The organism is Rubritalea spongiae (genome assembly GCF_042652385.1).
Classification (GTDB): domain Bacteria; phylum Verrucomicrobiota; class Verrucomicrobiia; order Verrucomicrobiales; family Akkermansiaceae; genus Rubritalea; species Rubritalea spongiae.
The window spans coordinates 2682132-2706281 of record NZ_JBHSJM010000001.1; the positions used below are offsets into that span (position 1 = coordinate 2682132).

Consider the following 24150-nt stretch of genomic DNA (forward strand, 5'->3'; position numbering starts at 1 on the left):
GTAGACTCAGGCCTTATGCATGCGAGCATGGAATTTAACAACGTAACAGCAAAAGCTCTCGCGAATATTTACTTTGACGGCAAGGTCGTTTCTCACGGCGTCACTCTCGAAGACGGTTCCACCAAGACTTTCGGTGTGGCTTTTCAGGGGAGCTATCACTTCGGTACAGTCGCCGCTGAGCGGATGGATGTGATCGATGGAACTTGTAAGGTAACAATCGACGGGTCTGATGAGACTAACACCTATGCTGCTGGTGAGCATTTTAATATTGAGGCGAATTCAGGCTTCACGATGGAAGTAGTGAGTGAGTCAGCACAATACGTGTGCTCCTACATCGACTAAGATGTATTGATTAATTATACGAAAAAAGCTCAGGCTGTGGTGGGCCTGAGCTTTTTTTTGAGAGTAATTGGTCCCCCGTTAAAATCATTCAATCCTAAGCGTGCTCTTATCCAGCACGCTTTTTTCTTTAAATGATCTACAAGAAATCGCCTTCTCAGCGCGTAAACCTTGTAGATTTTTCTAACAGTATGCGCCCACCAAAGCATTCCAATCAACCTGAAACCGCCCACCTGTTCCAACCTCTGCTCATCGATATTCTTGACCCGACCCACGAGCTCGTCGTCTTAGCAGCGAAAATCGACTGGGACTGGCTCGACGGACAACTCTGCGAATTGTACTCGACCACGGGGCGCGCCGCCATTCCCACCCGACTCATGGTTGGCCTGCATCTACTCAAACATGCCAAGGCTCTTTCCGACGAAGAAGTCTGCCGACAGTGGAAAGAGAATCCCTACTTCCAACTCTTTTGTGGTGAAAAATATTTCCAGCACCGCTTCCCGATCGAGCGCAGCTCCATGACCCATTGGCGCAAACGCATCGGTGATAAGAAACTCGAAACCCTCATCAGTGAACTGCTACGAGTTGCGCATCAAACAGGAGCCCTGGACATTAAAAGCCTGAGCAAGGTCATCGTCGACACCACCGTCCAGCCCAAGAACGTCACCCATCCCACCGATGCCAAGCTCGCTTTGCGAGGACTCACAGAGCTTGTAAAAATGGCAAAACTCCACGGCATCAAACTGCGTCAATCTTACGCGAAGGAAGCCAAGCGACTCGCCATCATGGCTGGTCGCTACGCCCATGCCAAACAGTTCAAACGCATGCGCAAGACTCTCAAAAAACTCAAGGGACGTCTTGGCCGCGTGGAGCGCGACATCGCCCGCAAAATCAATGGCAACGCGGACCTCGAAGAGACCTTTCGCCTGCCATTTTACAAAGCCTTCCTCATCCGCACGCAGAAATCACGCGACAAGGTGAAGATCTACAGCTGGCACGCCCCGGAGGTTGAATGCATCGCCAAAGGCAAGGCGCACAAACCCTACGAATTTGGCATCAAAGTTTCGGTGACCACACCGATGGAACGCTCTGCAGGCGGTCTGTTCGTTCTGCACAGCGAAGCCATCGAAGGCCGACTTTACGACGGCCATACCCTTAATCGGGTCATTCAGGCAACCCGAGCCATCAGCGGCATCAAACCCAAACGCATCTACGTGGATAAAGGCTATGTCGGCCACGACTACCCAGACAAGCGCGCAGTCTTTCGCAGCGGACAAATCCGTGGCGTGACTCCCGAGATCAAAAGAGAACTTCGGCGACGCTCCGCGGTCGAGCCAGTCATCGGACACATGAAAACCGACGGTCACCTAGGACGCAATTATCTTCACGGCAAGCATGGAGATAAGATCAATGCAGTCCTGTGTGGCGCAGGCCACAATATGCGCCTTCTGCTCAAGTGGTTCGCCACTTTTTTGCTCAAAATCCTCAGCACTCTCTTTCCGCAAAAAAGCTCCGACCACAGACCGGAGCTTCAACACGCTTGAAAAATGCTGTTTTTAACGTGGGACAAAATAACTTTTGGAGATGACTTTAAAGAGAAAAGCGCGCTGGGTAAGAGCGCGCTTAGAATTGAATGGTTTTAACGGTGGTTTGCTTAACTTGTAACCAGTTCCAATTGAGGTGATTTTTTTATTTAAGGAAAGCGAAGCTCATTCTATTCCGCTGTTGAAATGTTGCCGTTAATCGTGATTCTTGGATCGTAGTCGAGTTCATTGTCTGCCATTCGGTCAATACCGAAAACTGTAGATTGGATGAGTTCCATTTGATACTTCCCGATACCATTTGTGTTGAGGTGGTTTTTAAGTCTTGTCACATCTACAGGAGCAACGTGTGAGTCTGGTCTGCTATAGCTAGTTGTGTTCACGTTTATTATGGAATTTTCATCGATGAACTCTTGGGTGAGTTCGGACTGGTCAACCAATTTGTCTGCTTTGTAACAGATGACAGCATAAAACGAGCTATTGCCGAGGCTGTTTTTCCCTGGGTAGATATCAGTGAGTTCTGCTTCAACACTAGGGGCTGTATTGTACGTTTTGCCTTCTTCGATACCAAGGAGTTCTCCCTTAGTCATCGGGCAAACGATGAATTTTTCTGAGGCGAGCTCACCGGTAAGAGCGTTTACGGTAATTTTTTCTTCACCACGTATGGCGTTTGCGTCAGAACCTGCAGGTATTTGAGTGATGTAACTAGGTCCGCCATAGGTGTCAGCGCCGTTTTTTTCAATAATATACGTGCCTGCAGCCTCAGTGGTAGTAGCTTCAGGGGTAACTGAAAAAGTGTTATCAGCGTAGTGTGTGTAGCTATGTTCGACGCTTACGAATTTGGTTGCTGCCAGAGCATCAGGGTCATCGGGTAGAAGATCCTTTACGGTAATCTCAATATCGACTGGTTCAGATACACGAGTTTTAGGAATGCCAGTGTCAGTTCTATCTAATGCTTGGATCTTTATTTCAGCTGACGGAATGATACCAGTCATACCTTCGTAAAGCTTTTGGGAATCAACGGCATCAGCGATTGAATCGGCATCAGCAGTTCCTTTTAGTTGGGTAGGGATTGTGTAGAGTTCAAACTTGGCATATGCGAATGAATCTTGTTCAAAGTCTTCTTTGATCGCTTGAGTAGTTCCAGTGTAGGCGTTTTCTGTGCCCGACAGGAATTTCACGGATTGGGTGGCACTATCTGTAAAGGTCGAGGTTTGGACAATGAGGGGAGTAAACTCGTTTGCTTGTAATGTGGCTCCCAGAGCTAAGGAAGCGCCAGCAATGATAATTTTTTTCATTTCGTGTCAGGTAATTATTTAGAAGTTTTGGGAGGAACTTTTTCAATGGCAGTAGGCTCAACACTTATGGGGTCATTGCCGAGAACCGCTATAATTATTTTATCTTTACTATTGATGCTAGTGAAGCGTTCGAAGTCGATTTTAGATACTCCAGATGAAGTGGGGAGATTCACTTTTTCCACACCTAGCCAAGCGGGGTTACTGTTGAGGAAGGTTTTCCAATTTACGAATTTTCCTTTGGGGGCTATCAGTAATTTAGATTTGAGGCGTTCAGGAACAGTCAGCACTGAGGTTTTTGGGACCATCGTCCAAGTAGAACCATTGCCTAAAATCTGGGCTCTGTCTAGGAGACTCTCTTCAGGTTTAGAAGGTATGTTATACTTCGATGGATCGTCTTGTCGAGCTGGCTGAGAGGCGGCACTCTTCTTTTGCAATTCTAGTATTTGCTGGTGTGTAAGGGGTTCAGCATGTACTGTCGAAACGCAAGTTACGATGAGGAAAGTAAGTGAAAAAGAATGTTTAGCTAGAATCATAGATGCGAGAAACGGGTAGGCTAGAGAAGAGGCTATCTAGAGTAAACTGGTGAAACAGAGACTAAGATAATCAAATCTTGCAGATCATAGCCAGAATCATTCTTTTGGCTAGTGTTGTGCGTGAGTTCGGCAACGTAGACGAAGTCAAGAGAGCCTAGTTTGAGTGTGTTGTCGACGTTAAGGTAAGGCTTTAGGAAGTCTTCTGCCGAGGCTACTGCTTCATGTGAAGCTTTGTTTGTAGGGATTGAATCGCCGTTGACAAGAGTAAGAACCTCATCATCATTGTGAGTGCGAACGGTGCCTCCTTCATACCAGGCTTGGAATTTGAAAGAGTCTCCTGGTTCTGCAGTTGTCTCATAAGTGATTTTGTTGAGAACTACGTAATCTTCATTTCCAGTATGAACTGTAGCCCAAGCTTGGTTGCCCACCTGCATCTTCCCTGTTGTTGGAACGGATGAGAGTGTCGTTACTGTCTTTTTCTTCTTACCTGAACCAGTAGTAGTCGTACTTGTTCTGGTGACGCCAGTTCCGAGGACAGTGACTTTCACATTGATGGCTTGCTTAACTTTGATCTCTTTGACCGAGGTGTCGATCAGTTGATTCAATGTGACATCTTCTACTACATCCCATGAAACATCTGGTGTGGTGTTTCTACTTACATAGTCAGGAAGTGTTAAGAAGCCTCGAGAGATTTCAACTATTTCCTCATCTGTAACTGTTTTGGTGGATATTGTTTGGTTGCCGATGGCGTCCGTAGTGGTCACGACGGTGGTGGTGACGTTTCCTTCTTTTGTTATGACTGTAACAACTGTATCGCCGTTGTCGTTAGTTGTAGTTGTAGTTGTAGAGGAGGCGTACGCTGAAACACTAAGGAGTGCTGAAGCGCTAACCATTTTTAGTAGAGATTTTAGTTTCATTGTCGGTGTAGTGGTTTGTAGTATTTTTTTAAGGGAGGAGGTTAGTTGTCATCTAATGATAATCGAATCGGGTGAATGGCTTTTGAAGTTTGATGGTTTTCTGCTTAACAGAAGCAGCATGAGAAATATATACTTTAAACGAGGTGGGATGTAAATTGAATATTCTTGCTATTTTTTTGTGCTGGAAGGTTGATGTCTTGGATTTCACTTAAGTTGTAAGTATTTGCTGACTATGTACATTTTTTGTTTTTTTCTAGGATTTCTTCCTTTTTCAGAAAAGGTGTTCATGTGAGTTTGCTTATTTGTTAAGGGATATAAATAAAAATACCCTGAGAACGAAGTCTAGGGTATCTTTTTTGTGATGTTTATTGTCCTAAAGTCTAATCAAAATCGTCAAGAGCGTCTCTCCATATTTCTAAAGCTTCTTGGATTAATTTTTCACGTTCACGGTCAGAAATTTCGTCGTCTGTTTTGTATTTATCTTCTTTGGATTCGAGGGAGTCTAGTTTTCTGCGGATAGAGCTGAGTTCGCCGGTGCTGAGGTTTTCATTTTCTTCTCCAAAGCGAATCGCTTCTTCCATATGAAACTGCATACGGTTTAATCTAGGAGTGAGAGCTTCGGCTGGAACCTTCTCTTTGGCTTCGGAGCGGATGTCCTGTTTAAGGCCTTCAAGTTTTTGGTAAGCTGCTGCAGTGTCAGGAGAGGTGAGATGGAGTTCGCCGATAGTGAATAGTTCTTCGATGTATTCGCGGGCGTCTTCTTCGGCGAGGCGATCTTCGAGGGTCAGGCGCTGGATCATTTGATAGATCGAGATGTGCTCGGCTCTGAGTGTTTGGTCACTTTTACCGTAGTATTTAGCTCCTCCGTTGGTGAGAAGCTGGTAGGCAATGAATTTATCTCTGAGCGCACCGAAGTCTGAAGCATCGACATTGAGAGGGCGCACTGCTGGTGCTACTGGAGTATTGGAGCCGCGTCTGGGACCAAATGGGCCGGGTTTAGCGAACGCCTGGGAAGCGCTGATGGTAATAAGGCTAAGGGTGGAGAGTGTTGTGAGGGTGTTTTTTATGGTATTCATCATTTCGGTTGTTGGTTTCTGATAAGTGAAACAGGGGAGTTGGGGAAGGGTTGCGAAATGGATGATTTTTTTTCACGCTCTTGCTCATTTCCTAATCTTATGATTTAGATGATCACATGCCTAGCAAAGTGATTTCAGAGCATTACATTTTTAAGGTCATGTTGTATCAGATCGAGCCAATGATCTGGCGGGAAGTATCGGTCCCAGCGAGTGCGACTTTTTTAGAACTTCATCAAGTGATTCAAGCAGCCATGGGCTGGGAGGATAAGCATCTTCACGAGTTTCGCCATGGCAAGGGGAAGCGACTTACGAGTGTGATTGCTTCTGTGGATGAAGATATTGTGCAGGGCGATGATTTTCGCGATGAGAATGTAACGACACTCAAGGAGTTGTTTGGGCGCAAGCGTTTTCCATTCCGCATGCTGTACCGCTACGATTTTCGAGAGGACTGGATTCATGAAGTGGCGTTTTCTTCGAAGGAAGAATCTGAGGAGCCTGTGGCGAAATTACTCGGTGGTGAGAGGAATTGTCCACCAGAAGATGCAGGCGGTGCGCATGGGTACCAAGCTTGTCTGGAGGGGGATTTAGATTGGTTAGATGATAGCTACGATCCTGAAAAATTCGACCGGAAAGCTGCGACGGCTCGCCTTAAGAAGGTGAAAATTTCTTAGACGAAGTAGTCTTCTAGCAAGCTGTTTAGGGCTTTTCTGAAGGGGCTAGGCATGGGGAGCTTGTCGAGCGAGTCAAGCGAGTGCCAGGCTTCGCCAGTGGCAGGTTCTGTCTTGTCAGGTGCTTGGTAAATGTAGAGCGTGACTTTGTGGTGAGTGATGGCGTAGTTAGTCTTGAGGAGTAAGTCCTGAGTTTCAAGCTCATGGTGTTCGCGTTCTGGTAGCTTCCACATGCCGGAGCGGCGTGCTGAGTCTGCGGCTTTATGAAGGAGTATTTTTCCATCGCAGATGGCGAGCATGCAGAGTTCATCGACGAGGACTGTTTTTTTTCGTGCTTTTTTGATAGGGAGGTCTTCGGGGTTTTTGGTCTGACACCATGGTTTGATGGGGCAGAGTAGACACTGAGGAGACTTGTTCGAGCAAACTTGCTGGCCGAGTTCCATTAGTGCGGAGTTGTGGAGCCGTGGCTCGTGGTGGGATAGGAGTTGATCTGCCCATTGCCAGAGTTGCTTTGTGCCGGCTGAGCTGTCGACGCGCTCTTGGTAGTCGAAAAGGCGAGAGAAAATGCGCGCGACATTGGCGTCGACGATGGGTTGCGGTTGGTTGTAAGCGAATGAGGAAACGGCCCCTGCGGTGTATTGACCGATTCCGGGGAGAGCGAGAATGGCTGCGTGCTGTGTGGGGAATATTCCCTTGTGCTGTTCACAAATGGCGCGAGCTGCTTTTTGCAGATTGCGAACTCGTCGGTAATATCCGAGCCCTTCCCAAGCACTGAGAATGTCTTGTTCCGGTGCGTTGGCTATCGACGCTGGGGTTGGATATTTTTCAAGAAAGCGGGTGTAGAAACCTTTTCCTAAGACTGTGGCAACTTGGGTCTGCTGAAGCATGACTTCGGAGACGAGAATGTGCCAAGGGTCGGTCGTTTGGCGCCACGGATAGTCTTTTGCGACGGAGGTGTACCATGCCAATAGAGCATGTTGGAATGATTTGGTATCCTGAGTGGCTAGCATTCGCTGAGAGGTCTGGAACTGATAATGGTGATGAGAGAGTGAGATTCACCGGGGTTGAGCTCGTAGAGATCTTTGTGAGCATTGGCTGCTTCGATGCAGACAAATTGTGGGAATTCATCATCTGCCAAGTCGGGAAGAGTTGATGACTTTTCGGTCCACGGATTCCAGATGACAGTAGATTGGCTTCCATTTTTTTCGACAGTGACTTCGCGTTTTAGGAGCGGATCGTGAATGGTGGTAGCAGTGTCTGTGTTGTGATAGACGTTGTCAGTTTCACCTGAGAACTCGATAGCTCCCTGTTGCTTTTTCTGTTTGCCTGTGATGGTGTCGGTGAAGTTTGTATCTTCGAGCCCGGTGATCTGAATTTTTTTAATGTCGCCGACTGTGAGGTATGAATGGAGCGCGCCGCCTATTGTTAGTGGAGCTTCGCTGAGGTTGGTGGTGGTGAGTTTGATCGATAAAGATTTTCCTACGGTGATCGTGAGGGTGAGTTTGGTAGAGTGCGACCAGAGTTCGATGGCGTTGGTATCTAGCTCGAGAATAATTTGAGTTCCTTGCTCGATGCTTTGGCTGGCGGTGAGTTGCCAGAAGCGGTTTCTAGCAAAACCGTGAGATGGCATGGAGGGATCGGTGGGGTGAGCATTAAACCAGGGCCAGCAAACGGGGACGCCTCCGCGAATCGCTTTACCTTCTTGGTATATTGCATCACGGCTAGTGAAGATGATAGCTTGCTGATCACTGGGGGTATAATCTATCACGTGAGCACCATGGAGGGCAATGGTGGCGGTAGCGTGTTGGTTGCGTATGCGAATAACCGGGTAGTCTGGGGCAATTTCTTCGAACCAGATTTCTGATGGAATTGCGTGTGATGGATCAAGCTTGGGTGCCATAGAGGTAGAGTTACCTCGCTGCGCAGAGAGTCAACGATTGTTTTATATCCTAGCTTGTCTCAGCTGATTTGCGTGAAATACTCGCGGGGATGGACGTGCATAAGCTCATTAAAGATTATCATCAGGCTCTTAGTGGCGCAGGAGCTGAACATCAGTTGCTAGCTGAGGTGGAAGGCTATTCTGTGTATGCGTATCACTTACTGCGTCCCGATGCGGAACGCTTAGTTTATCTTTCAGCTGGGATACATGGTGACGAGCCTGCTGGGCCGTTGGCGTTGTTAGAGCTGATCGAAGAGGGGATTCTGGACGAACCCGTGTCTTGGGTGCTCTGCCCAGTGATCAATCCGACCGGCTTGGCTGCTAATAGACGAGAGAATTTTCAGGGTCTCGATTTAAATAGGGATTATTTGAAGAAGCAGAGTGTGGAAATAGCAAGTCATGCAAACTTGTTAGATTCTTTAGATGTCGATTTTGCAATATCGCTGCATGAGGATTGGGAGAGTAGCGGGTTTTATTTTTATGAGATCAATCAGGCGGATGATAGACCTCAAAGATATGATAGAATGGTGCAAGTGATTAGCTCGGTTATGCCAATGGAAAGAGAAGCTGTGATCGATGATCATGCAGTGCGTGAAGCGGGGTGGATTTATCATGAGAATAAGCCAGACGAGCCAGAGCTGTGGCCTGAAGCAATTTATTTGGCGATGCGTGGGTGCCCTCTGTCATTTACATTTGAGACTCCGAGTAGCTTGGCGATTGGTAAACGCATCGAAGCGCACAAGGTGGCTGTTCGGGCGGCTTTACGGATGCCTTTATAAATCAAGGTTGTATTTTTAAAGCAGACGTTTAGAGCTTGTCGTGATTCTCTCTACTAGATAGAGTTATTACTAACAGAGAATATGGCAAGTCGTGAAGAAAAGGAATGGTTTTATATGGCACTTGGTCACCGACGTGGCCCAGTGACACGTGACACCCTCTGTGAGATGCTTCTTAATGAAGAACTTTATATTGAGTCTACTCAGGTGTGGCGTGAAGGGATGAAGGAGTGGGAGGAACTGGCAGACTGTAAAGCCTTTGCTTCTACTTTAAAAAAGGTGCGCGAAGCTGCGCGTCAAACAGAGGCCAATGTGCGCCATGCCGCCTCTTCAGATAGCAAGGAAGAAGATCTTATTTGTAGAGGAGCTTCGAGAGCTTTATATAATTGCTTTTTCTATATTGGATGGACAGTGCCAATATTGATCGGGGTGGTGATTCTGACTGAACTCCAAGTGTATCAGATCATTGATGTGAGTACTGTGGTTCGCAATAAGCTTCAATATATCGTACCTCTTACCTTGTTGTTGTTAGCACTGTGTCAAATGTCAGTGAGTCGCATGCGCCATGCTGGTTATCCTGCTTGGTTGGGAGTGACAGTGTTTGTACCGATTTGGAATTTTTTCATCTTTTTTGTCTGCTTATTTACTCCTCAAAATTTTAAACGCAAGAAGCGCCTTGGTAAGGCGGCTTTAGCGTATTTTTTACTGTTTTTAGCAATGCTTGCTCTGCCGTTTTCTGGCTTATTTACCGGTTTAAACCCGCAGAGTGTGAATCTTTTTTCAGTCACTCAGGGGATGATCGATGCTTATAAGTATCAGACCTCATTCAGTACGCGGCTCAAACACAGCAAAGAAAAAGCTGAGGCGGCCGAAGAACGACGCAAGGAGCTGGAGGAAAAAGAACGTGAGGAACGAGAAAAGAGTCAGCGCAAACGAAGTGGTGAGTAGAGCAAACTAATTTCGGGTTTGATAGCTACTAGTTTGGATGCTCAAGGTTGATCATGCTGGTGAGCATTTACATTTCTCTGGCTTCTAAGAGTCTGTTGTAGCGTTCAATTTTTGTAGCTTTTCCTGATTCTTCGCAGATGTCGACTATGGCTCCACAGAGTCTAACAGGACCTTTGGCCACGGGGAAACGTGTGGGGAGTGATGATTTAAAGCGGTAGACGATACTTTCGACACTTCTGCCTAGCACTGAGGTTTCAGGGCCACACATTCCGGCATCAGTGAGTGCAGCTGTGCCGTTTAAGAGAATGCGTTCATCGGCAGTTTGGACGTGGGTGTGAGTTCCGATCACTGCGGAAACTTTACCATCGAGATGGTAGCTCATGGCGATGGTTTCGCTGGTAGTCTCTGCGTGGAAGTCGAGAAAGATCATTTTGACTCCTTGTTGGTGGAGCTGTTGCACTTGCTCTTCCACGAGGAGGAAGGGATTTTCTAATGCTTGGCCCATAAAGGTACGGCCTTGGGCATTGAGAACGGCGATTTGGCCTTTTGGCGTGCTGATTACAATACAACCATGACCGGGTGCGCCTGCTGGGTAATTAAGTGGGCGGAGGATGCGGGTTTCAGTATCGAGGTGCTCCGCGAGTTCTTTTTGATCCCAGACATGATCACCAGTCGTGATGACATCAACACCTTCCTTAAAGAGATCATTGGCTATTTTGGGGGTAATGCCACGGCCACCTGCAGAGTTTTCACCATTGACGATGGTAAAATCAATAGAATGTTCTTGCTGAATGGATTTGAGGAATTTGAGGACGGACTTTCTGCCGGGTTCTCCGACGATGTCACCTAAAAAAAGAATGCGCATTGCGTAACTTGGTCTTCGTTTCGTTCGTAGTGCTATGTACAATCACTCCGAGCTCAAGAGACCAAACCACAGCGAGTGGATGGATACCAGCCCGAACCCAAAAACATGGCCCGTAAAAATATAGCCCTCGAAACCAGTTTAGTTGTCGCTGTCGTGATAGCAGCCTTTGTGATGCAGTCAGTGATTTCTCAGACGCAGCCGCCAAGCTTGCCAGATTCTGTCAAAGAAGAGGCTGTGGTGGACTTTACAGATGATGGAGAAGAAGAGGTGGTAGTAAGTGAAGTGGAGGAAGAATCTAGTATACTGATCCCTGCGAAGTACGATGTTAACTTGGCCGATTTAGGAGTGGAGCCAAACTGGTTAGAGCTCGATGATTACCAATACACGATGAGCAAGGAGGAATTTCAGCACTTACTTACGAAGGTGTTTACGGTTGGGGATTATTGGGAAAAGTGGTTTAGCTTTGAAGAGGAGCAGGTAGTTATTCGCACGCATGCAGCGGACGAAGATCGGGAGTATCGGTTAGCATTTAAGAATGATGTTGTTGAGAAACAACCGAGTTCGTATTGGAAGGGGCGGGATAGTTTTATTGAGATGAACGAAAGTAGCCCCTTATTGGGGATTAAGATCGCGATCGACCCTGGGCACATAGGAGGGAGTTATGCACAGTTAGAGGAACGTCAATTTGTGTTGGCAGAAGGGGCTCCGCCCATTCAAGAGGGGAATATGACCTTAACTGTGGCTTCATTATTGGTGGAGCAGCTAGAAAATCTTGGGGCTTCCGTGACTTTATTGAGAGTGAAAAACGAACCGGTGAATCCCTTTCGTCCAGATGATTACTTGGGTTACGCAAAAAGTAAGTTAGAGCAGAAAAATGCTGTGCTTTCTGGAGCGACTTTAGAACGCGAGGCGGCTAAATTATTTTATCGCAATGGGGAGATTCGTGCGCGAGCACTTTTGGTAAATGAGAAAATAAAGCCAGATTTAGTACTTTGTATTCATTTTAATGCAGGAGCTCAGCCTGATCCTGAAAATCCTATTTTGTTAGAAGATGAGCATTTTCACATGATTTTAAATGGAGCGTACACGGAAGGTGAAGTTGCGCATGATGACGAGCGTTTCAAGATGGTGCTTAAGATTGTGCAAGGTGTGCATCAGGAGGAAGTTGGTTTGGCGAAGGCTGCTGCAGTGAGCTTTGCGGCTGAAGCTGAATTACCGCCTTATCAATACTCTGCGAATTCGAGTAGGGCTGTAAATGTGGCTGATAATCCTTATCTATGGGCGAGAAATCTTCTGGCGAATCGCCTCTACGATTGCCCAGTGGTGTTTTACGAGCCTTACTTGATGAATGGCAAAGATTCGTACACGCGGATGCAAGTGGGAGATTATTCTGGCTTGAGATATATCAATCAACGGTTGCGTCCTTCTATTTATCAAGAGTATGTGACTGCGGTGACTAAAGGCCTAGTGGATTATTATACGAGTAAGGGCAGTGAAGAGCTGGAAGGGAAGTAGAGGAGAGTCAATGAAGCATGTATTGTTAGTTGGAAACGGTTTTGTGGGTAAATGCGCAGCAGAGATGTTTCGTATGAACGGGTGGCGAGTCACCACGGTGAACCGAACAGGAATGGCCGACGAGCATGCAGATGTGGGTTCTGAAAATTCTCTACAGAAGCTGAAGAACAGGATAGAGAAGCCGACGCATGTGGTGCATTGCGCCAGTGCCTCTGGAGGTGGGGTGGAGACTTATCAACAAGTTTATTTAGATGGTTGTTGTAATCTGGCGGAGTTGTTCCCAAGTATTCCCATTTTATTCACATCGAGCACTTCAGTGTATCCACAAACTGATGGAACTTGTGTGGATGAGAATTCACTGACTGTACTTGACCGTGAGACTGGTAAAATTTTGTTAGAAGCAGAGGCAGCCATCTTAAAGTCGAATGGAATTGTGGCGCGCTTGGCAGGAATTTACGGCAATGGTCGGTCGTATTTATTGAAAAAGTTTCTCTCTGGTGAGGCGTCGATGGAAGAGGGTGGGGAACGGATTCTCAATCACATTCATCAGTGGGATGCCGCGTCGGCGATTGTCCATTTATTAGATCGAGCAGATGCTCGCGGAGAAATTTACAATGTGTGTGATTCGAGTCCTAAATCTCAAATAGAGACGTATCGCGAGCTGGCTCGCATTTTTGAGAAACCTCTACCTCCGTCTGCGTCGAGAAAGCTTAATAGTAAGCGGGGGTGGTCACACAAGGCGGTGTCGAATGCGAAGTTAGTTAGCACGGGGTGGCGGCCTAAATACGAATCATTCACAGAAGCTGCCGCTGAGGTGAGTTTAACTCTGTAAGAATTCGGACGGGCGTTCTCCTTTGACCTCTTGGAATGCTTTCGAGAAGTGAGAAAGCGAGCTGTAGCCGACTTCTAGCGCTGCTTCGGTGACATTGAAGTCGCCATCAAGGAGGAGCTGCGCGGCGTGGTCGATGCGTAGTTCGCGGTGTTTTTGCTTTAATGTCATGCCAGTGTGTTTTTTGAACTGGCGGCTCAGGTAGTGTGGAGCGCAGCCTGCGTGAGCAGCGATGGCTTGGAGGTTGAGCGATTCATCGAGGTGTTCGTTGAGCCAATTGATCGCCTTATCGATACGGTCGCTTTGTTGCCTCTTGATTTGGCTACAGAAGGGTTCTGCGGTGTTGAGTGTGGGAGGAGCGAAAAGGTGTAGTGTGAGGATCTCAAATATTTTTGCTGGATACCAAAATGCTTGAGCAGCGGAAGGTACTGGAGGGGAGACAAACTCGTTGGCAATTTCTTTTTCTCGCAGACTCATACTACGGACCTTGCCAATGGTTCCAGAAATGTTCTGGCTGTCGAAAATGATCGATTTCACTGAAGGGTGGAGTGCTTCAGCTCGCGAGCCAAAACTCTTTTTGATCCATGGTTTTGTTACACTGAGTATCACGTAACTGTCTTGATCTTCCGATGGGATTCTCGAGGCAATCAGTTGGTCATTGGAGGCGTAATGGAATACCGCGAGGGTGCTGGCAACAAGGTTAATCCGGAGTTGCTGACTCATCCAGACGCCCATGCCATTGAGATTGAGCACAAAATGGAGCGCATCCTGGGCGAGATCGACGGGTTCTTTACTGCTGCAGTGCAACAGGCAAAAGCCGTCTGAATCTAAATTGCCGTGAAGGTTACGCGTCATTGACTGTGTATTTATATAATGAGACTCAATATCAATAATAAAAAGTATTCGAGCGTTTTTAAAGAGATTTAGCGGTGGCTTGCTGTGGAATGATGGCAGCTTGCGTATTTTGGCGTTTTTGTACGTCTGAGCGCTAGGAAAGCACAAGCTGCCGTTAGCAAGAATCTGGAGAAATGTGCAGGTTTGCGGCGTCGGAGGTGATGACGATATTTTCCAGTATGACGCCGCAAAAAAGGGGCTGAAGCGAAACGGTCACTGAAAAAGAACTATTTATTCATAACAAATTCTGTGTGAGAACAGTGGATCAATGGGTGTTGGTCCAAGGTAAAACCCCGTAGTCTTTCATTAGGCTATGGGGTTTTCTAATGTTTTCTATAGTGATTAGTTCTTGTGGATTGGTTAGGCTGTCGTTAGAAATGTGGTCATGACAGCATTACGTTTACTTGCCGTTGCCGCCTGTGCTGCGGTATTTACCTCCTGTTCTTCGAGCGTAGATATGCCGAAGGGAAATAGTAAGGGTTATCAATCCGCACGACTTGTGAAGCGTGCACCGAATGAAGTGTCTCAGACAGCTGTAGAAAAACAAGTACATGGCCTGATTCAAAATTCCCTCAAACAACAATTTTCGAGCCGCGGGCTTGCATACAATCAGCCTAATGCAGACTTAGTAGTGGCCTACATGGTGATCTATCAAGACAATGCGATGACTACATCGTATGATGATTATTTCGGTTATGGACGTGATGCGAATGCGATCCTAGGCCTGGCGCATGAGCGTGGAGTGATCAAGGGTGATCGCCCAGATTATTTTGAGCGTGCAGGTTTAGTGGTGGATGTAGTTGATGCAAAGACTAACAAATTGGTATTCCGCAATGTGGCCGTGGGTGATATTGTGAAAGGTGCATCTAGCTCCCAGCGTGCAGCTCGTGTGAATGCGGCAGTGAACGAGGCGCTTGCTCCGTTCTTTAAGTAAGGAGTAGAACACTATTTATTGAAAACTCTCAGCCTCGGAAGGGGCTGGGAGTTTTTTTTATGTAGTTCGAGGCAGTTGAGAGAAGGCGAAGTGAAGGTGTTGTAGAATGGAGCCAGCGGTGAGTGTCTCTATAGTTTCTGAGCCAGAGGCGAGTGCGATCTGTGCGGCTTCACCCGCTAGCCAGACTGCGATTTTGGAGGCTTCGAGCTGGTCGTATTTTTGAGCACAGAGTCCTGCAATAAGACCGGTGAGCACGTCTCCTTGACCGGCTGTGGCCATTGCTGGGGAACCAGTGGAATTGATGAAAAGTGGGGAGTTTGTTTGTGCGATCAGTGTGCGGGCTCCTTTGTAGAGCAGAGTGACGGGAACGAGTTCAAGGAATTGTTTAACGGTTTCTTCTCGGCTGAGACGGGTCGCGTTTGGTAGGAGCCGCCGCATCTCGCCGGGGTGTGGGGTGAGAATGCAGTGGTGGGTGAGTTCGGGGAGAGCTTGTTGGTTCGCGATGAGGTTGAGCATATCGGCATCGAGAACTGTGGGAACGCTGGTTTGTCTCACTACTTCTATGAGTTGGTTTGAAATGTCTTCAGAGGGAGAGCCGATACCAGGGCCAATGGCGATAGCGTCAAAGCGCTCTTCTAATATTTTTAATGGTGAAGTACAGGGGCGCAGCATAATCTCAGGAGGAAGCATACTCGCCAAAATAGGGTAGAGTGAGGGTTCGATAAATACTGTGACGAGACCAGCACCAGCGCGTAATGCGGCAGTGGCAGATAATTCTGCAGCACCCAACATTCCCATGGAACCCGCCCAGATGGCGACGCGGCCAGTTTGCCCTTTATGGGTATCGAAATCTCTGCGCTTTCGCGTGAGAGTATGTTCGCAGATGAGGTGTGGGTGGTGGGCGAGTTCGGCGTTTTGAGGTTGGAGCTCGGGGAGTGTGACTAAGCTCAAGGCGCCGACGTGTTGGACGGTATTACTTTTTAGAATACCTATTTTGGGGTAGCCAATAGTGATGGTGTGGTCGGCGAGTACGGCATTTTTTGCTATTTCACCGGTGTCGCCATTGACACCACTGGGGATGTCTAGTGCGATAACAGTACAGTCGAGTTTGTTGCGGTGATGGTTTATTGATTTTGCAAGTGTAGTGATGGGGTCGCGCAATGGGCCGCTGGCGCCTATGCCGAGGAGGCCATCTATGAGAAGGCTTTTGGGGGCTGGGGGTTGCTGGTTCTGAAGATATTCGCTTCCAAGTGCGTTGATTTTTTTCTGAGTGAGTGGTGCGAAGTCGTTGAGACGGAGAGGCGTTTGTAGGTTTACGGTCCAGCCTGCTTGTTGGAGATGCTGGAGGACGACGATGGCGTCGCCAGCATTGTGTCCTTTTCCGAGGTAGGCGGTGGCGTGTTGAAGCTGTGGGTAGTAATGCAGGATTTTCTGCGCGATTTTATAGCCAGCTTCGTCCATGAGTGCTTCGGCTGTGCTGTGCACTGCGAATGCTCGGTCTTCTATGGCGCGCATGGATTGGCAGGATACGGATTGCATAGATGGAATGTAGCAATTCGGAGCATATGCGGCCACGTATTTTTTGTAATGCTCGCAAGAGCTTTGCAAGAGGGGTGAGTCGTGCTATGGCTGCAGGACACAGCAGATTATGAAGCAATACATCAAGCTAGCAGAAACAGTGACTCCAGAGGGTGAACCGCTCGATCTTTTTGAGCACGATGGGGAATTTTTTATTAGTTCAAAGGGTGAACGGTTGATGACGAGTATTGCATACGGTTCTGAGGAGGAGCTGGCCCGAATGGCGTGTCAGCCATTTCGTCCAGCGCGTCAGCCAAAGGTGCTAATCGGTGGTTTGGGAATGTGTTTTACCTTGGCTGCAGCGGTGGAGAGTTTGCCGCAGGATGGCGCTAAGTTTGATGTGGCAGAACTCACACAAGGCGTGGTGGACTGGAATAAAACGTATTTGAAAGGATTACATCCAGGTTTGTTAGATGACCCGCGGATTTCGATTAAAGTTTCACCAGTACAGAAGATTATAGCTGAGGCTAAATCTGAATATAGCGCGATTATGTTAGATGTGGACAATGGTCCTAGTGCATTTCATGGAGAAGAGAATGCCAGTCTTTATACGATGGAGGGGCTGATGGCTGCCAAGGCGGCATTGAAACCGGGTGGGATTTTAGCGGTATGGTCTGCGTATCCAGATAAGAAATTCACCAAGTTGCTTCGCAAAGCCCAGTTCGACGTGTCTGATGTCGAAGTGCCGGCATCACACAAAGGGCGGAAGCGCCGGATGCACACCATTTGGCTTGCTCGCAATGGCGATTACGTATCTCAGAATGATCACAGACGCCCTTAAGCTTGCTGCTATTTTCTATGCTGTGGCCAGGTATCTGGGACGAGAAAGTGGGGTGTGCTGCCTGGGCTGTTGGTCCACATTGTACAGCGTTGTTGGGCGAGGTCGCTTAATTCATCGAAGCTGACAGTGACGAGAGCATCAAATAATTCTGGGGTGATTTCACAGAGCCAGAGTTGTTTTGGAATGATTTTAATCGGTTCAGAGCTGGATTGTACTTTCTTCAGTTCGTGACAGTAGAGCCATGGTCGTCTCCTTACCTGAGGTGATGCATGTGGTGGAAGTGGGCTGTTTGGGGTGCTGATGTGTGCGAAGAAAATGCCGTGAACGAGGTGTTGAACTTTGATGGGCCCCATGTCGGTGAATTGGCTCATGAGGGCACGGGTTTTGTCTTGTTGGGTGAGAGTAAGTTGGTGACTGGTGAGGCGTTCGAGTTTGCGCTGGTAGTCGTCTCGAGCATCGGGTCCTGGATAATGCAGTTGGTCGTTGTGGGAGTGGATGAGGTAGAACTTGACAGCCAGTTCTAGGTGGATGCAGCGGTGGTTTTTTTTATTCCAAAGAATGAAGTCGAGTTCACCTAGAGTTTGTTTTTCTGGGGTGATGAGCTGCAGGTTGGTGGTGATGAGTTTGTAGGTTTCGCTAGCTTGTAGGAGCTCGGCGAGTGCGTCTTCGTAGAGGTGTCCGAGTTTTTGATTGAACTTGAGTGAGGGAGTGGGAGTGGGGAGAGATGTTTGCTGAAGCGAGAATGTTGAGGAATTCGGGAGGTCTCCCAGCATAAGGGGCTGGGTGAGTAAGCTATCGAGAATAGCCCTGGAAAAGAGAGCTTCGTGCTCGCTTGGAATTTGTTGACTTGGGTGAAAGGGCATGTGGTTTTTTAGCTTCAATGCTGCGCGCGGCAAAGCATCTTCTAATACTGAGTATAAGCGGAGGCTGATTCTTGCATTTTTTCCCTAACACGCTTGAGTAAGCGCATGCTCATTCTTCTTTCACCTGCAAAGTCACTGGATTACGATTCTGAACTTCCAACTAAGAAGCATACCAAGCCGCGTTTGCTGGATGATTCAGAGGTTTTGGTGCAACAGTTGAGAGCGATGACTCCCGCTGAATTGGGGAGTTTGATGTCGATCAGTGATAAGCTAGCGGAGCTGAATGCTGAGCGCTATGTGCAATGGGAAAAGGATTTTTCTCATGAGAATAGTCGGCAGGCTTTATTTGCTTTTACGGGGGACGTGTATCAGGGGATGGAGCTTTCTGAGTGGTTAGCGGATGACTTTTCAGAGGCTCAAAAGAAGGTTAGAATTCTATCAGGTTTATACGGTGTGTTACGCCCGTTGGATTTAATGCAAGCGTATCGTCTCGAGATGGGTACGAAGTTAGAGAACGAACGTGGCAAGAACCTTTATGAATTCTGGGGCAGTAAGATTACGCAATTGCTGAACAAAGACTTGAAAGTAAGCGGCAATGACCTGGTCGTAAATTTGGCTTCTAACGAGTACTTTTCTTCAGTGAAGAAAAAAGAGCTGGATGGGACCCTGATTACTCCGCAGTTTAAGGACGAAAAGAATGGGAAGTATAAGGTGATTTCTTTTTACGCGAAAAAAGCGCGTGGGATGATGGCTGATTACATTGTCCGAAATGGGATCGATGATGTAGAAGGTCTTAAGCATTTCATGACGGCTGGTTATCAGTTTGACCCTGAGGCGTCTACTGATACGGACCTTGTCTTTCTAAGAGCGGAACAATAGGGTTCCAGCGATGAGTAACCGGCCGGGCGAACAAGATTTAGTTAAGAAGGTTTGGTTGGTTTCGCGTGTGATTTAACGCGCGATTCTACTACCCTATATTTACCGTATTTTTTACGGATATGGGATTGAGCGTTGCTTAGTTTTCGTGGCTGGACGCGCTTTAGGCGATCACGATTGTCGGGTTTGAATTGCCGTCGGGGGGGCTGACGGATTTAGGGCTAAGGTGAAGGATGTTTAGCTTTTTATTGAGCGTTACCTAAACAGAGAGGTTTCAACCGAGATTAGCGCTCTATCATGAGTGTGCAGAATCTTGCGTAGAATATATGCTATTCATCTTGTCGCTAGGAATAGGCTGGATAATGAATCGGGTCGAACTGGCCTCTGGTACGGATATAGTATTTGACCAGGCTTTGCACTGGATGGTGAGTGGGGTAATCACCAGTTTGGCTTTATAGTTTACCGGTAGTCGACCATCCCGTATGGGGAGCCAATGCAAGGGAGCTCTTCTAAAATTTGGCTTTGCAGCTTTATATATCCAGTGCTAAATGAATTTTAGTTATGAAAAATCACATGAAAGCATTTCTCGCACTACTTGGCTTAGCCGCGCTCAGTTTAACATCTTGCCAGACCATGGAAGGCATTGGTCGTGATATCAGTGCGGGAGGTCAGGCTTTGAGCAGCGCAGCAGATCGCTAAGCGAATCTGATACGCTAAAAAATTAAAGTAAGCGCTGGGTGTTCCCAGCGCTTTTTTACATCATGTCTGAGCTGATGATGGCTCCAGCAGAGGTGGTGCGAGCGTTGCCGATACGAACACCTGGCTGAATGACAGTATTGGGGCCAGTACGGACACCGTCACCGAGGAAGGCACCGAGTTTTTCTAGGCCGGTATCCATGTCTTCACCGTTGATGGAACAGGTGTGGTTCTTTCCATCGTGACGGGTGTTGGAAATGATGGTGCCTGGTCCGATATTGACATGTGATCCCAAGATTGAGTCTCCGACATAGGAGAGATGTGCAACGGAGGTATGATGGGCAATCAGCGAGTTTTTAATTTCCACGGCATTTCCGACGATACAATTGTTACCGATGCTGGTATTGCCACGGATGTAGCAATTGGGGCCGATACGGCAATCGGTTCCAATAGAGACATTTCCTTCGATGACAACACCTGGGAGGATTTTAGTCCCTGAGCCAATGTGTGCGATTCCATCAATTTTAGCGAGCGGGCTGACATCGCCTTCGATTTCGTTTCCGGGAAGTGCTGAAATGACTGCGGAGTTGACTTGTAAAATTTCCCATGGGTAGCGCATGCGGAAGCAATCGGCTTCAGTGACGATTTTGTATTGGCATTGGTCGACTTCATCGCAGCCTTTCCATGCGACTAAATCACCATCACTATCATACATACAGGTGCCGGGATCTTGTCTGGCGAGGAGGCAGAGAGCTCCAACGTCAACCCAGTGGTCGAGAGGTAAGTGAACTGTGGCAGTGTTGGCTGATTCTAGATCGGTGACTTCAAAACCTGCACGGCGGAGTTCCGTGGCCATGAGTTCTTTAAGAGGGAGATTCCCAATAAGTAGGTCAGCAATGTGATGTCCGCTGGTAATTGGGGTGCAGAGAGATTCGTGATAGGGGGTTTGTATAACAGCTTCCATATTATTTGTGTGTTAAAAACACATTCTAGCAGAATATTATGTAAGTGTCTAGATGTCTGGACTTAAAACAAGAAGGTTTGTTTGTAGCGAGGCTGTTCTATGTAGATGTGGAGGGAGTTTGTGGCTGCGAATGAGAAGGCGATTTATTTCAAAATTCTAAATAAAAGGGGATAGTAGGCGGTTTTGTTAGAGTCGAGCGTAGGCAAGCGCTTTGTCTTTAAAGTCCTTGGCGATGAGTAAAAGGAGAGGCAAGAGCACTAAGGTAATGAGGGTAGCGAACAGAATGCCGAAGGCGAGTGAGGCTGCCATTGGTTTGAGGAACTGAGCTTGGACTTCTGTTTCTAACAATATCGGATAGAGTCCGAAGAAGGTGGTGAGCGAGGTGAGTAGGATTGCGCGGAAGCGGTCGGCTCCTGCCCGTTTGGCAGACTCTAACAAGTTAAGCCCTTCCTTTCGGAGGTCATCGATTCGGCAGACATAAACGAGGGAGTCATTCACGACGACACCTGAAAGCGCTAAGATTCCAAAGATAGAGAGGATCGAGACGGGGATGCCCATGATGAGATGTCCGAGTAAGGCTCCAATGATTCCGAAGGGAATGATGGACATGATAATGAGGGGTTTGACATAGCTTTTTAATGGTATGGCGATGAGAACGTAGATGAAGACAATGGATAGAGCGAAGCCGGTGAGGAGAGATTTCATTGACTTGCCTCGTTGTTCTACTTCGCCGCTGGCACTAAGAGAGATGCTGGGGTGTTTCGCCAACATGTCGGGGAAGAACTCTTTTTCTAATCTAGTCTGAACTTCGTCTGAGGAGGTGATGCTCTTGTCGATATTGCCCTCGACGGCTACGACGCGCTTGTTGTCGTAGCGCTCGATTGATGCTAACGATTCGGAAAACTCAGTATTTGCGACAAGTGAAAAGGGGACGGCTGCGCCATCGGGCTTGCGAATGCGCATGTCTCGCAAGGTTTGCAGCGAGCCTCGTTCTTCGATGGGATAGCGGACCATGACTCTGACTTCATCACGACCGCGTTGTACGCGTTGTGCTTCGCGGCCGTAGAAGGCATCACGCACGCCAATGGCGAGATCGCGTTTGGTAAAGCCGGCAGCCTGAGCTTCGGGGGTAATAGAATAGAGGATTTCAGGTTTACCTGAGTCGAAGGTATCGAGGACATCGTAGACACCTGGGTAGGTGGTGACTACGGCTTTGAGTTGATCTGCGACGGTTTTTAGTTCTTGGAGGTTGTCACTTTCCAAGTTGATAACAAAGTCTCCCCCTGGAGGCCCTGCTTTGTTTGCGAAATTCATTGAGCGAGCTCCCGCAATAGGGCCGACTAGATTACGCCAGTCTTGGGTGATTTTTTCTGTCGGTAGAAAGTTACGTTCGGTGGATCTAGTGAGTTCGGTGACGACTGATGCTGAGGTGTTAGTGGAAGAGCTGGCTTGGATTTCGGTGAATGGATTATGGCCGTATTCGGCTTGATAGCTCTCTCCTAGCTGATGAGCCGCCGCTTCAATTCTATCGATGCTGGTGTGGAGGTATTGTACCGATTGGCCTTGATCGAGTTCCAGTGTGGCGGTGATGTTGTCTTGATAAATGTTAGGAAAGAACACGAAGCGGAGGATGCCGGCGGGGAAGAGGTTTACTACGAGAATAAAAATACCTATGAAAGCGGCAAGAACAGCGTAACGCCAAGGGATGAGTTTCTCGATGATTGGCTGGTAGATATTGTTAATGAACCACTGCAGAGCATTTGAAATAGAGCCTTGAAGTTTTGCCCATAGCTTACTGATCTTATTTTTAGGAGCCTTATGCACATTGATATGTGCGAGGTGAGAGGGGAGTATCAGTTTGGACTCAATCAGTGAGAAGATGAGGCAGAGAATCACGACGGTGGCGATTTGGCCGAACACATTGCCCATTCTACCGCTCACTTGGGTCAGAGGCAGGAAGGCGGCGACGGTGGTGATCACGCCAAAGGTGGCAGGTGTCACGACCTTGCTCACGCCTCTGACGGTAGAACGAATATAACCTTCGCTATCTGTGAGTTCTTTCTGTTGCTCCTTTTCGGAATAAATCGATTCGCCAATGACGATGGCGTCATCGACAATAATCCCGAGGACGATGAGGAAGCCAAATGCTGAGATGACGTTGACGGATAAATCGCCAGCGATAGGGAAGCATGCTAATGCGCCGGCTAGTGAAATTGGAATTCCTAATGCAACCCAAAATGCGAGACGTAAGTTGAGGAATAAGGTGAGAATGAGAAAGACTAACAGGACGCCAGTTAGGCCGTTACGAATGAGTAGTTTGAGACGGTCGCGAATGTTTGTGGCGCCGTCATACCAGCCGGCGATTTCGACATTTTCAGGTAGTGAAACTTTGAATTCCTCGATGGCTTGTTTGGTTTGTTCGACGGCTTTGAGGATGTCGTCGTTGCCTTCTGTTTTTACGCGGATGCTGACCGCCGGTTGGCCGCGGAATCGATTTAAATATTCTTGGTCGATGAATGCATCGCGGACGGTTGCGACATCTCTAACGAAGATGCGGGTGCCGTCGTCATTGGTGCGGACAGGGATTTCTTCGAAGTCTTCTTTGAGATAGGCTTGATCTCTGGACCGTAGCGCGATGTCTCCACGTTTTGAACGAATGACTCCCCCACCAAGGTCTATCGAGTTGTTAGAAACTGCATCTGCAAGTTCTGAAAAGGTGAGGTTATAGAGCCGCAGCTTTTCTTCTGAGGGTTCAATGGAAATTTCGTAGTCACGGGCTCCTACAGTTTCGACTTTCGAAATAGCATTTTTAGTGAGGAGGGCATCGCGGAGTGAGCGGGCAGTTTCTTTGAGGGTTTCTTCAGGAGCGGAGCCGTAGAGTTCGACCCAGAGGACTTCATTGGTGCGTTTACTTTCTGTGACCACGGGTTTTTCCGCTTGCTCAGGGAAGCTTGGAATTGCATCGACTTGGATTTTTACATCATCGAGCAACTTCGAGATTGGGTATTTTTCTTTTGCTTGGACGGTGATGGTGGCGAGGCTATCGGTGCTAACGGAGCGGATATGATCGATGCCATCGACGCTTTGTAAGGATTCCTCGATTTTGATGGCGACTCCGCGCTCGACGTCTTCTGGAGTTCCCCCGCGAATGGGGACAGAAATTTGTACAGATTCAGCAGCGAAGGCGGGGAAGCCTTCTTTACGGACGGTGAATGCTGTAAAAATCCCAGCTGCGAGAATGGAGAACATCAAGATGTTCGCGACCACAGGATTTGCGGCAAACCAGGTGATGAAGGGATGTTTCTGCAATGGGTTCATGG

At 47.8% G+C, this 24150-nt stretch carries 23 protein-coding genes; 11 read left to right on the forward strand and 12 right to left on the reverse strand.

Going from position 1 to position 24150, the window contains the following annotated elements; translation table 11 throughout:
- Nucleotides 1-27 precede the first annotated feature (27 nt).
- Complete coding sequence (gene ppnP, locus ACFPK9_RS11910) at nucleotides 28-342, forward strand: pyrimidine/purine nucleoside phosphorylase (RefSeq protein ID WP_377095125.1); 315 nt, start codon at nucleotides 28-30, stop codon at nucleotides 340-342.
- Nucleotides 343-530: 188 nt separating this feature from the next.
- Complete coding sequence (locus ACFPK9_RS11915) at nucleotides 531-1883, forward strand: IS5 family transposase (RefSeq protein ID WP_377096635.1); 1353 nt, start codon at nucleotides 531-533, stop codon at nucleotides 1881-1883.
- 170 nt (nucleotides 1884-2053) lie between these two features.
- Here ACFPK9_RS11915 and ACFPK9_RS11920 read toward each other — a convergent pair whose 3' ends face one another.
- From ACFPK9_RS11920 to ACFPK9_RS11935, 4 genes are all read right to left on the reverse strand, one after another.
- Complete coding sequence (locus ACFPK9_RS11920; RefSeq protein ID WP_377095126.1) at nucleotides 2054-3178, reverse strand: hypothetical protein; 1125 nt, start codon at nucleotides 3176-3178, stop codon at nucleotides 2054-2056.
- A gap of 14 nt (nucleotides 3179-3192) precedes the next feature.
- Complete coding sequence (locus ACFPK9_RS11925; RefSeq protein ID WP_377095127.1) at nucleotides 3193-3612, reverse strand: hypothetical protein; 420 nt, start codon at nucleotides 3610-3612, stop codon at nucleotides 3193-3195.
- Nucleotides 3613-3743: 131 nt separating this feature from the next.
- Nucleotides 3744-4628: a hypothetical protein gene (locus ACFPK9_RS11930; protein ID WP_377095128.1), complete on the reverse strand. Its 885-nt coding sequence runs from the start codon at nucleotides 4626-4628 to the stop codon at nucleotides 3744-3746.
- A gap of 380 nt (nucleotides 4629-5008) precedes the next feature.
- Nucleotides 5009-5707 carry a hypothetical protein gene (locus tag ACFPK9_RS11935; protein ID WP_377095129.1) on the reverse strand — a complete coding sequence of 233 codons (699 nt, stop codon included), beginning with the start codon at nucleotides 5705-5707 and terminating at the stop codon, nucleotides 5009-5011.
- A gap of 113 nt (nucleotides 5708-5820) precedes the next feature.
- Between ACFPK9_RS11935 and ACFPK9_RS11940 the strand changes: the two genes are divergently transcribed.
- Nucleotides 5821-6375, forward strand: coding sequence for a plasmid pRiA4b ORF-3 family protein (locus tag ACFPK9_RS11940; protein ID WP_377095130.1), 555 nt, complete (start codon nucleotides 5821-5823; stop codon nucleotides 6373-6375).
- Here ACFPK9_RS11940 and ACFPK9_RS11945 read toward each other — a convergent pair.
- Nucleotides 6372-7382 (reverse strand): A/G-specific adenine glycosylase, encoded by a 1011-nt coding sequence (locus tag ACFPK9_RS11945; RefSeq protein WP_377095131.1) that lies wholly within the window; start codon nucleotides 7380-7382, stop codon nucleotides 6372-6374. The two genes, ACFPK9_RS11940 and ACFPK9_RS11945, sit on opposite strands and share 4 nt — an antisense overlap.
- A complete protein-coding gene (locus ACFPK9_RS11950) occupies nucleotides 7376-8272 on the reverse strand; it encodes a D-hexose-6-phosphate mutarotase (RefSeq protein ID WP_377095132.1) in 897 nt (298 codons plus the stop codon). Before ACFPK9_RS11950 ends, ACFPK9_RS11945 begins: the two co-directional genes overlap by 7 nt.
- A 68-nt stretch (nucleotides 8273-8340) precedes the next feature.
- Here ACFPK9_RS11950 and ACFPK9_RS11955 point away from each other — a divergent pair, with 68 nt between their 5' ends.
- The gene (locus tag ACFPK9_RS11955) at nucleotides 8341-9090 is read left to right on the forward strand and encodes a M14 family metallopeptidase (protein WP_377095133.1); all 750 of its coding nucleotides are present in this window, start codon (nucleotides 8341-8343) and stop codon (nucleotides 9088-9090) included.
- A gap of 81 nt (nucleotides 9091-9171) precedes the next feature.
- A complete protein-coding gene (locus tag ACFPK9_RS11960; RefSeq protein ID WP_377095134.1) occupies nucleotides 9172-10035 on the forward strand; it encodes a DUF4339 domain-containing protein in 864 nt (287 codons plus the stop codon).
- Nucleotides 10036-10102: 67 nt separating this feature from the next.
- Here the strand turns inward: ACFPK9_RS11960 and ACFPK9_RS11965 are convergent, their stop codons facing one another.
- Nucleotides 10103-10900 (reverse strand): TIGR00282 family metallophosphoesterase, encoded by a 798-nt coding sequence (locus ACFPK9_RS11965; RefSeq protein ID WP_377095135.1) that lies wholly within the window; start codon nucleotides 10898-10900, stop codon nucleotides 10103-10105.
- A 105-nt stretch (nucleotides 10901-11005) separates the two neighbouring features.
- Between ACFPK9_RS11965 and ACFPK9_RS11970 the strand changes: the two genes are divergently transcribed.
- Nucleotides 11006-12415 (forward strand): hypothetical protein, encoded by a 1410-nt coding sequence (locus tag ACFPK9_RS11970; RefSeq protein ID WP_377095136.1) that lies wholly within the window; start codon nucleotides 11006-11008, stop codon nucleotides 12413-12415.
- Nucleotides 12416-12425: 10 nt separating this feature from the next.
- Nucleotides 12426-13247 (forward strand): NAD-dependent epimerase/dehydratase family protein, encoded by an 822-nt coding sequence (locus ACFPK9_RS11975; protein ID WP_377095137.1) that lies wholly within the window; start codon nucleotides 12426-12428, stop codon nucleotides 13245-13247.
- Here the strand turns inward: ACFPK9_RS11975 and ACFPK9_RS11980 are convergent.
- The gene (locus ACFPK9_RS11980) at nucleotides 13236-14099 is read right to left on the reverse strand and encodes a helix-turn-helix transcriptional regulator (RefSeq protein WP_377095138.1); all 864 of its coding nucleotides are present in this window, start codon (nucleotides 14097-14099) and stop codon (nucleotides 13236-13238) included. The two genes, ACFPK9_RS11975 and ACFPK9_RS11980, sit on opposite strands and share 12 nt — an antisense overlap.
- A 424-nt stretch (nucleotides 14100-14523) precedes the next feature.
- On the opposite strand from ACFPK9_RS11980, the gene ACFPK9_RS11985 reads away from it, so the two are divergent.
- A complete protein-coding gene (locus ACFPK9_RS11985; protein ID WP_377095139.1) occupies nucleotides 14524-15072 on the forward strand; it encodes a DUF4136 domain-containing protein in 549 nt (182 codons plus the stop codon).
- 57 nt (nucleotides 15073-15129) lie between these two features.
- Here ACFPK9_RS11985 and ACFPK9_RS11990 read toward each other — a convergent pair whose 3' ends face one another.
- Nucleotides 15130-16611, reverse strand: a complete 1482-nt coding sequence (locus ACFPK9_RS11990; RefSeq protein WP_377095140.1) for an NAD(P)H-hydrate dehydratase — start codon at nucleotides 16609-16611, stop codon at nucleotides 15130-15132.
- 109 nt (nucleotides 16612-16720) lie between these two features.
- Between ACFPK9_RS11990 and ACFPK9_RS11995 the strand changes: the two genes are divergently transcribed.
- The gene (locus tag ACFPK9_RS11995) at nucleotides 16721-17431 is read left to right on the forward strand and encodes a spermine/spermidine synthase domain-containing protein (protein ID WP_377095141.1); all 711 of its coding nucleotides are present in this window, start codon (nucleotides 16721-16723) and stop codon (nucleotides 17429-17431) included.
- A gap of 8 nt (nucleotides 17432-17439) precedes the next feature.
- On the opposite strand, the gene ACFPK9_RS12000 is transcribed toward ACFPK9_RS11995, so the two are convergent.
- Nucleotides 17440-18294: a DUF1853 family protein gene (locus tag ACFPK9_RS12000; RefSeq protein WP_377095142.1), complete on the reverse strand. Its 855-nt coding sequence runs from the start codon at nucleotides 18292-18294 to the stop codon at nucleotides 17440-17442.
- A 105-nt stretch (nucleotides 18295-18399) separates the two neighbouring features.
- Here ACFPK9_RS12000 and yaaA point away from each other — a divergent pair, with 105 nt between their 5' ends.
- Together yaaA and ACFPK9_RS12010 are read left to right on the forward strand one after the other, a co-directional pair.
- A complete protein-coding gene (gene yaaA / locus ACFPK9_RS12005; protein ID WP_377095143.1) occupies nucleotides 18400-19173 on the forward strand; it encodes a peroxide stress protein YaaA in 774 nt (257 codons plus the stop codon).
- Nucleotides 19174-19743: 570 nt separating this feature from the next.
- Entirely contained in the window at nucleotides 19744-19869 is a 126-nt protein-coding gene (locus ACFPK9_RS12010) for an entericidin A/B family lipoprotein (protein WP_377095144.1), read from the forward strand.
- Between the two features lie 55 nt (nucleotides 19870-19924).
- Here ACFPK9_RS12010 and ACFPK9_RS12015 read toward each other — a convergent pair whose 3' ends face one another.
- Together ACFPK9_RS12015 and ACFPK9_RS12020 are read right to left on the reverse strand one after the other, a co-directional pair.
- Entirely contained in the window at nucleotides 19925-20830 is a 906-nt protein-coding gene (locus ACFPK9_RS12015; RefSeq protein ID WP_377095146.1) for a hypothetical protein, read from the reverse strand.
- Nucleotides 20831-21016: 186 nt separating this feature from the next.
- Nucleotides 21017-24148: an efflux RND transporter permease subunit gene (locus tag ACFPK9_RS12020; RefSeq protein WP_377095147.1), complete on the reverse strand. Its 3132-nt coding sequence runs from the start codon at nucleotides 24146-24148 to the stop codon at nucleotides 21017-21019.
- Between the last annotated feature and the right edge of the window lie 2 nt (nucleotides 24149-24150).

Excerpts from the sequence above, each read along its gene's own strand:
- ACFPK9_RS11950 (WP_377095132.1), bottom strand. The coding sequence starts at position 8,272 with ATGGCACCCAAGCTTGATCCATCACACGCAATTCCATCAGAAATCTGG.
- ACFPK9_RS11965 (WP_377095135.1), bottom strand. The coding sequence starts at position 10,900 with ATGCGCATTCTTTTTTTAGGTGACATCGTCGGAGAACCCGGCAGAAAG.
- ACFPK9_RS11930 (WP_377095128.1), bottom strand. The coding sequence starts at position 4,628 with ATGAAACTAAAATCTCTACTAAAAATGGTTAGCGCTTCAGCACTCCTT.
- ACFPK9_RS11990 (WP_377095140.1), bottom strand. The coding sequence starts at position 16,611 with ATGCAATCCGTATCCTGCCAATCCATGCGCGCCATAGAAGACCGAGCA.
- ACFPK9_RS11940 (WP_377095130.1), top strand. The coding sequence starts at position 5,821 with ATGCCTAGCAAAGTGATTTCAGAGCATTACATTTTTAAGGTCATGTTG.
- ACFPK9_RS11945 (WP_377095131.1), bottom strand. The coding sequence starts at position 7,382 with ATGCTAGCCACTCAGGATACCAAATCATTCCAACATGCTCTATTGGCA.
- ACFPK9_RS11920 (WP_377095126.1), bottom strand. The coding sequence starts at position 3,178 with ATGAAAAAAATTATCATTGCTGGCGCTTCCTTAGCTCTGGGAGCCACA.
- ACFPK9_RS11915 (WP_377096635.1), top strand. The coding sequence starts at position 531 with ATGCGCCCACCAAAGCATTCCAATCAACCTGAAACCGCCCACCTGTTC.
- yaaA (WP_377095143.1), top strand. The coding sequence starts at position 18,400 with ATGCTCATTCTTCTTTCACCTGCAAAGTCACTGGATTACGATTCTGAA.
- ACFPK9_RS11960 (WP_377095134.1), top strand. The coding sequence starts at position 9,172 with ATGGCAAGTCGTGAAGAAAAGGAATGGTTTTATATGGCACTTGGTCAC.
- ppnP (WP_377095125.1), top strand. The coding sequence starts at position 28 with ATGGAATTTAACAACGTAACAGCAAAAGCTCTCGCGAATATTTACTTT.
- ACFPK9_RS11970 (WP_377095136.1), top strand. The coding sequence starts at position 11,006 with ATGGCCCGTAAAAATATAGCCCTCGAAACCAGTTTAGTTGTCGCTGTC.
- ACFPK9_RS11985 (WP_377095139.1), top strand. The coding sequence starts at position 14,524 with ATGACAGCATTACGTTTACTTGCCGTTGCCGCCTGTGCTGCGGTATTT.
- ACFPK9_RS11980 (WP_377095138.1), bottom strand. The coding sequence starts at position 14,099 with ATGACGCGTAACCTTCACGGCAATTTAGATTCAGACGGCTTTTGCCTG.
- ACFPK9_RS12020 (WP_377095147.1), bottom strand. The coding sequence starts at position 24,148 with ATGAACCCATTGCAGAAACATCCCTTCATCACCTGGTTTGCCGCAAAT.
- ACFPK9_RS12010 (WP_377095144.1), top strand. The coding sequence starts at position 19,744 with ATGAAAGCATTTCTCGCACTACTTGGCTTAGCCGCGCTCAGTTTAACA.
- ACFPK9_RS11995 (WP_377095141.1), top strand. The coding sequence starts at position 16,721 with ATGAAGCAATACATCAAGCTAGCAGAAACAGTGACTCCAGAGGGTGAA.
- ACFPK9_RS12015 (WP_377095146.1), bottom strand. The coding sequence starts at position 20,830 with ATGGAAGCTGTTATACAAACCCCCTATCACGAATCTCTCTGCACCCCA.
- ACFPK9_RS11935 (WP_377095129.1), bottom strand. The coding sequence starts at position 5,707 with ATGATGAATACCATAAAAAACACCCTCACAACACTCTCCACCCTTAGC.
- ACFPK9_RS11975 (WP_377095137.1), top strand. The coding sequence starts at position 12,426 with ATGAAGCATGTATTGTTAGTTGGAAACGGTTTTGTGGGTAAATGCGCA.
- ACFPK9_RS12000 (WP_377095142.1), bottom strand. The coding sequence starts at position 18,294 with ATGCCCTTTCACCCAAGTCAACAAATTCCAAGCGAGCACGAAGCTCTC.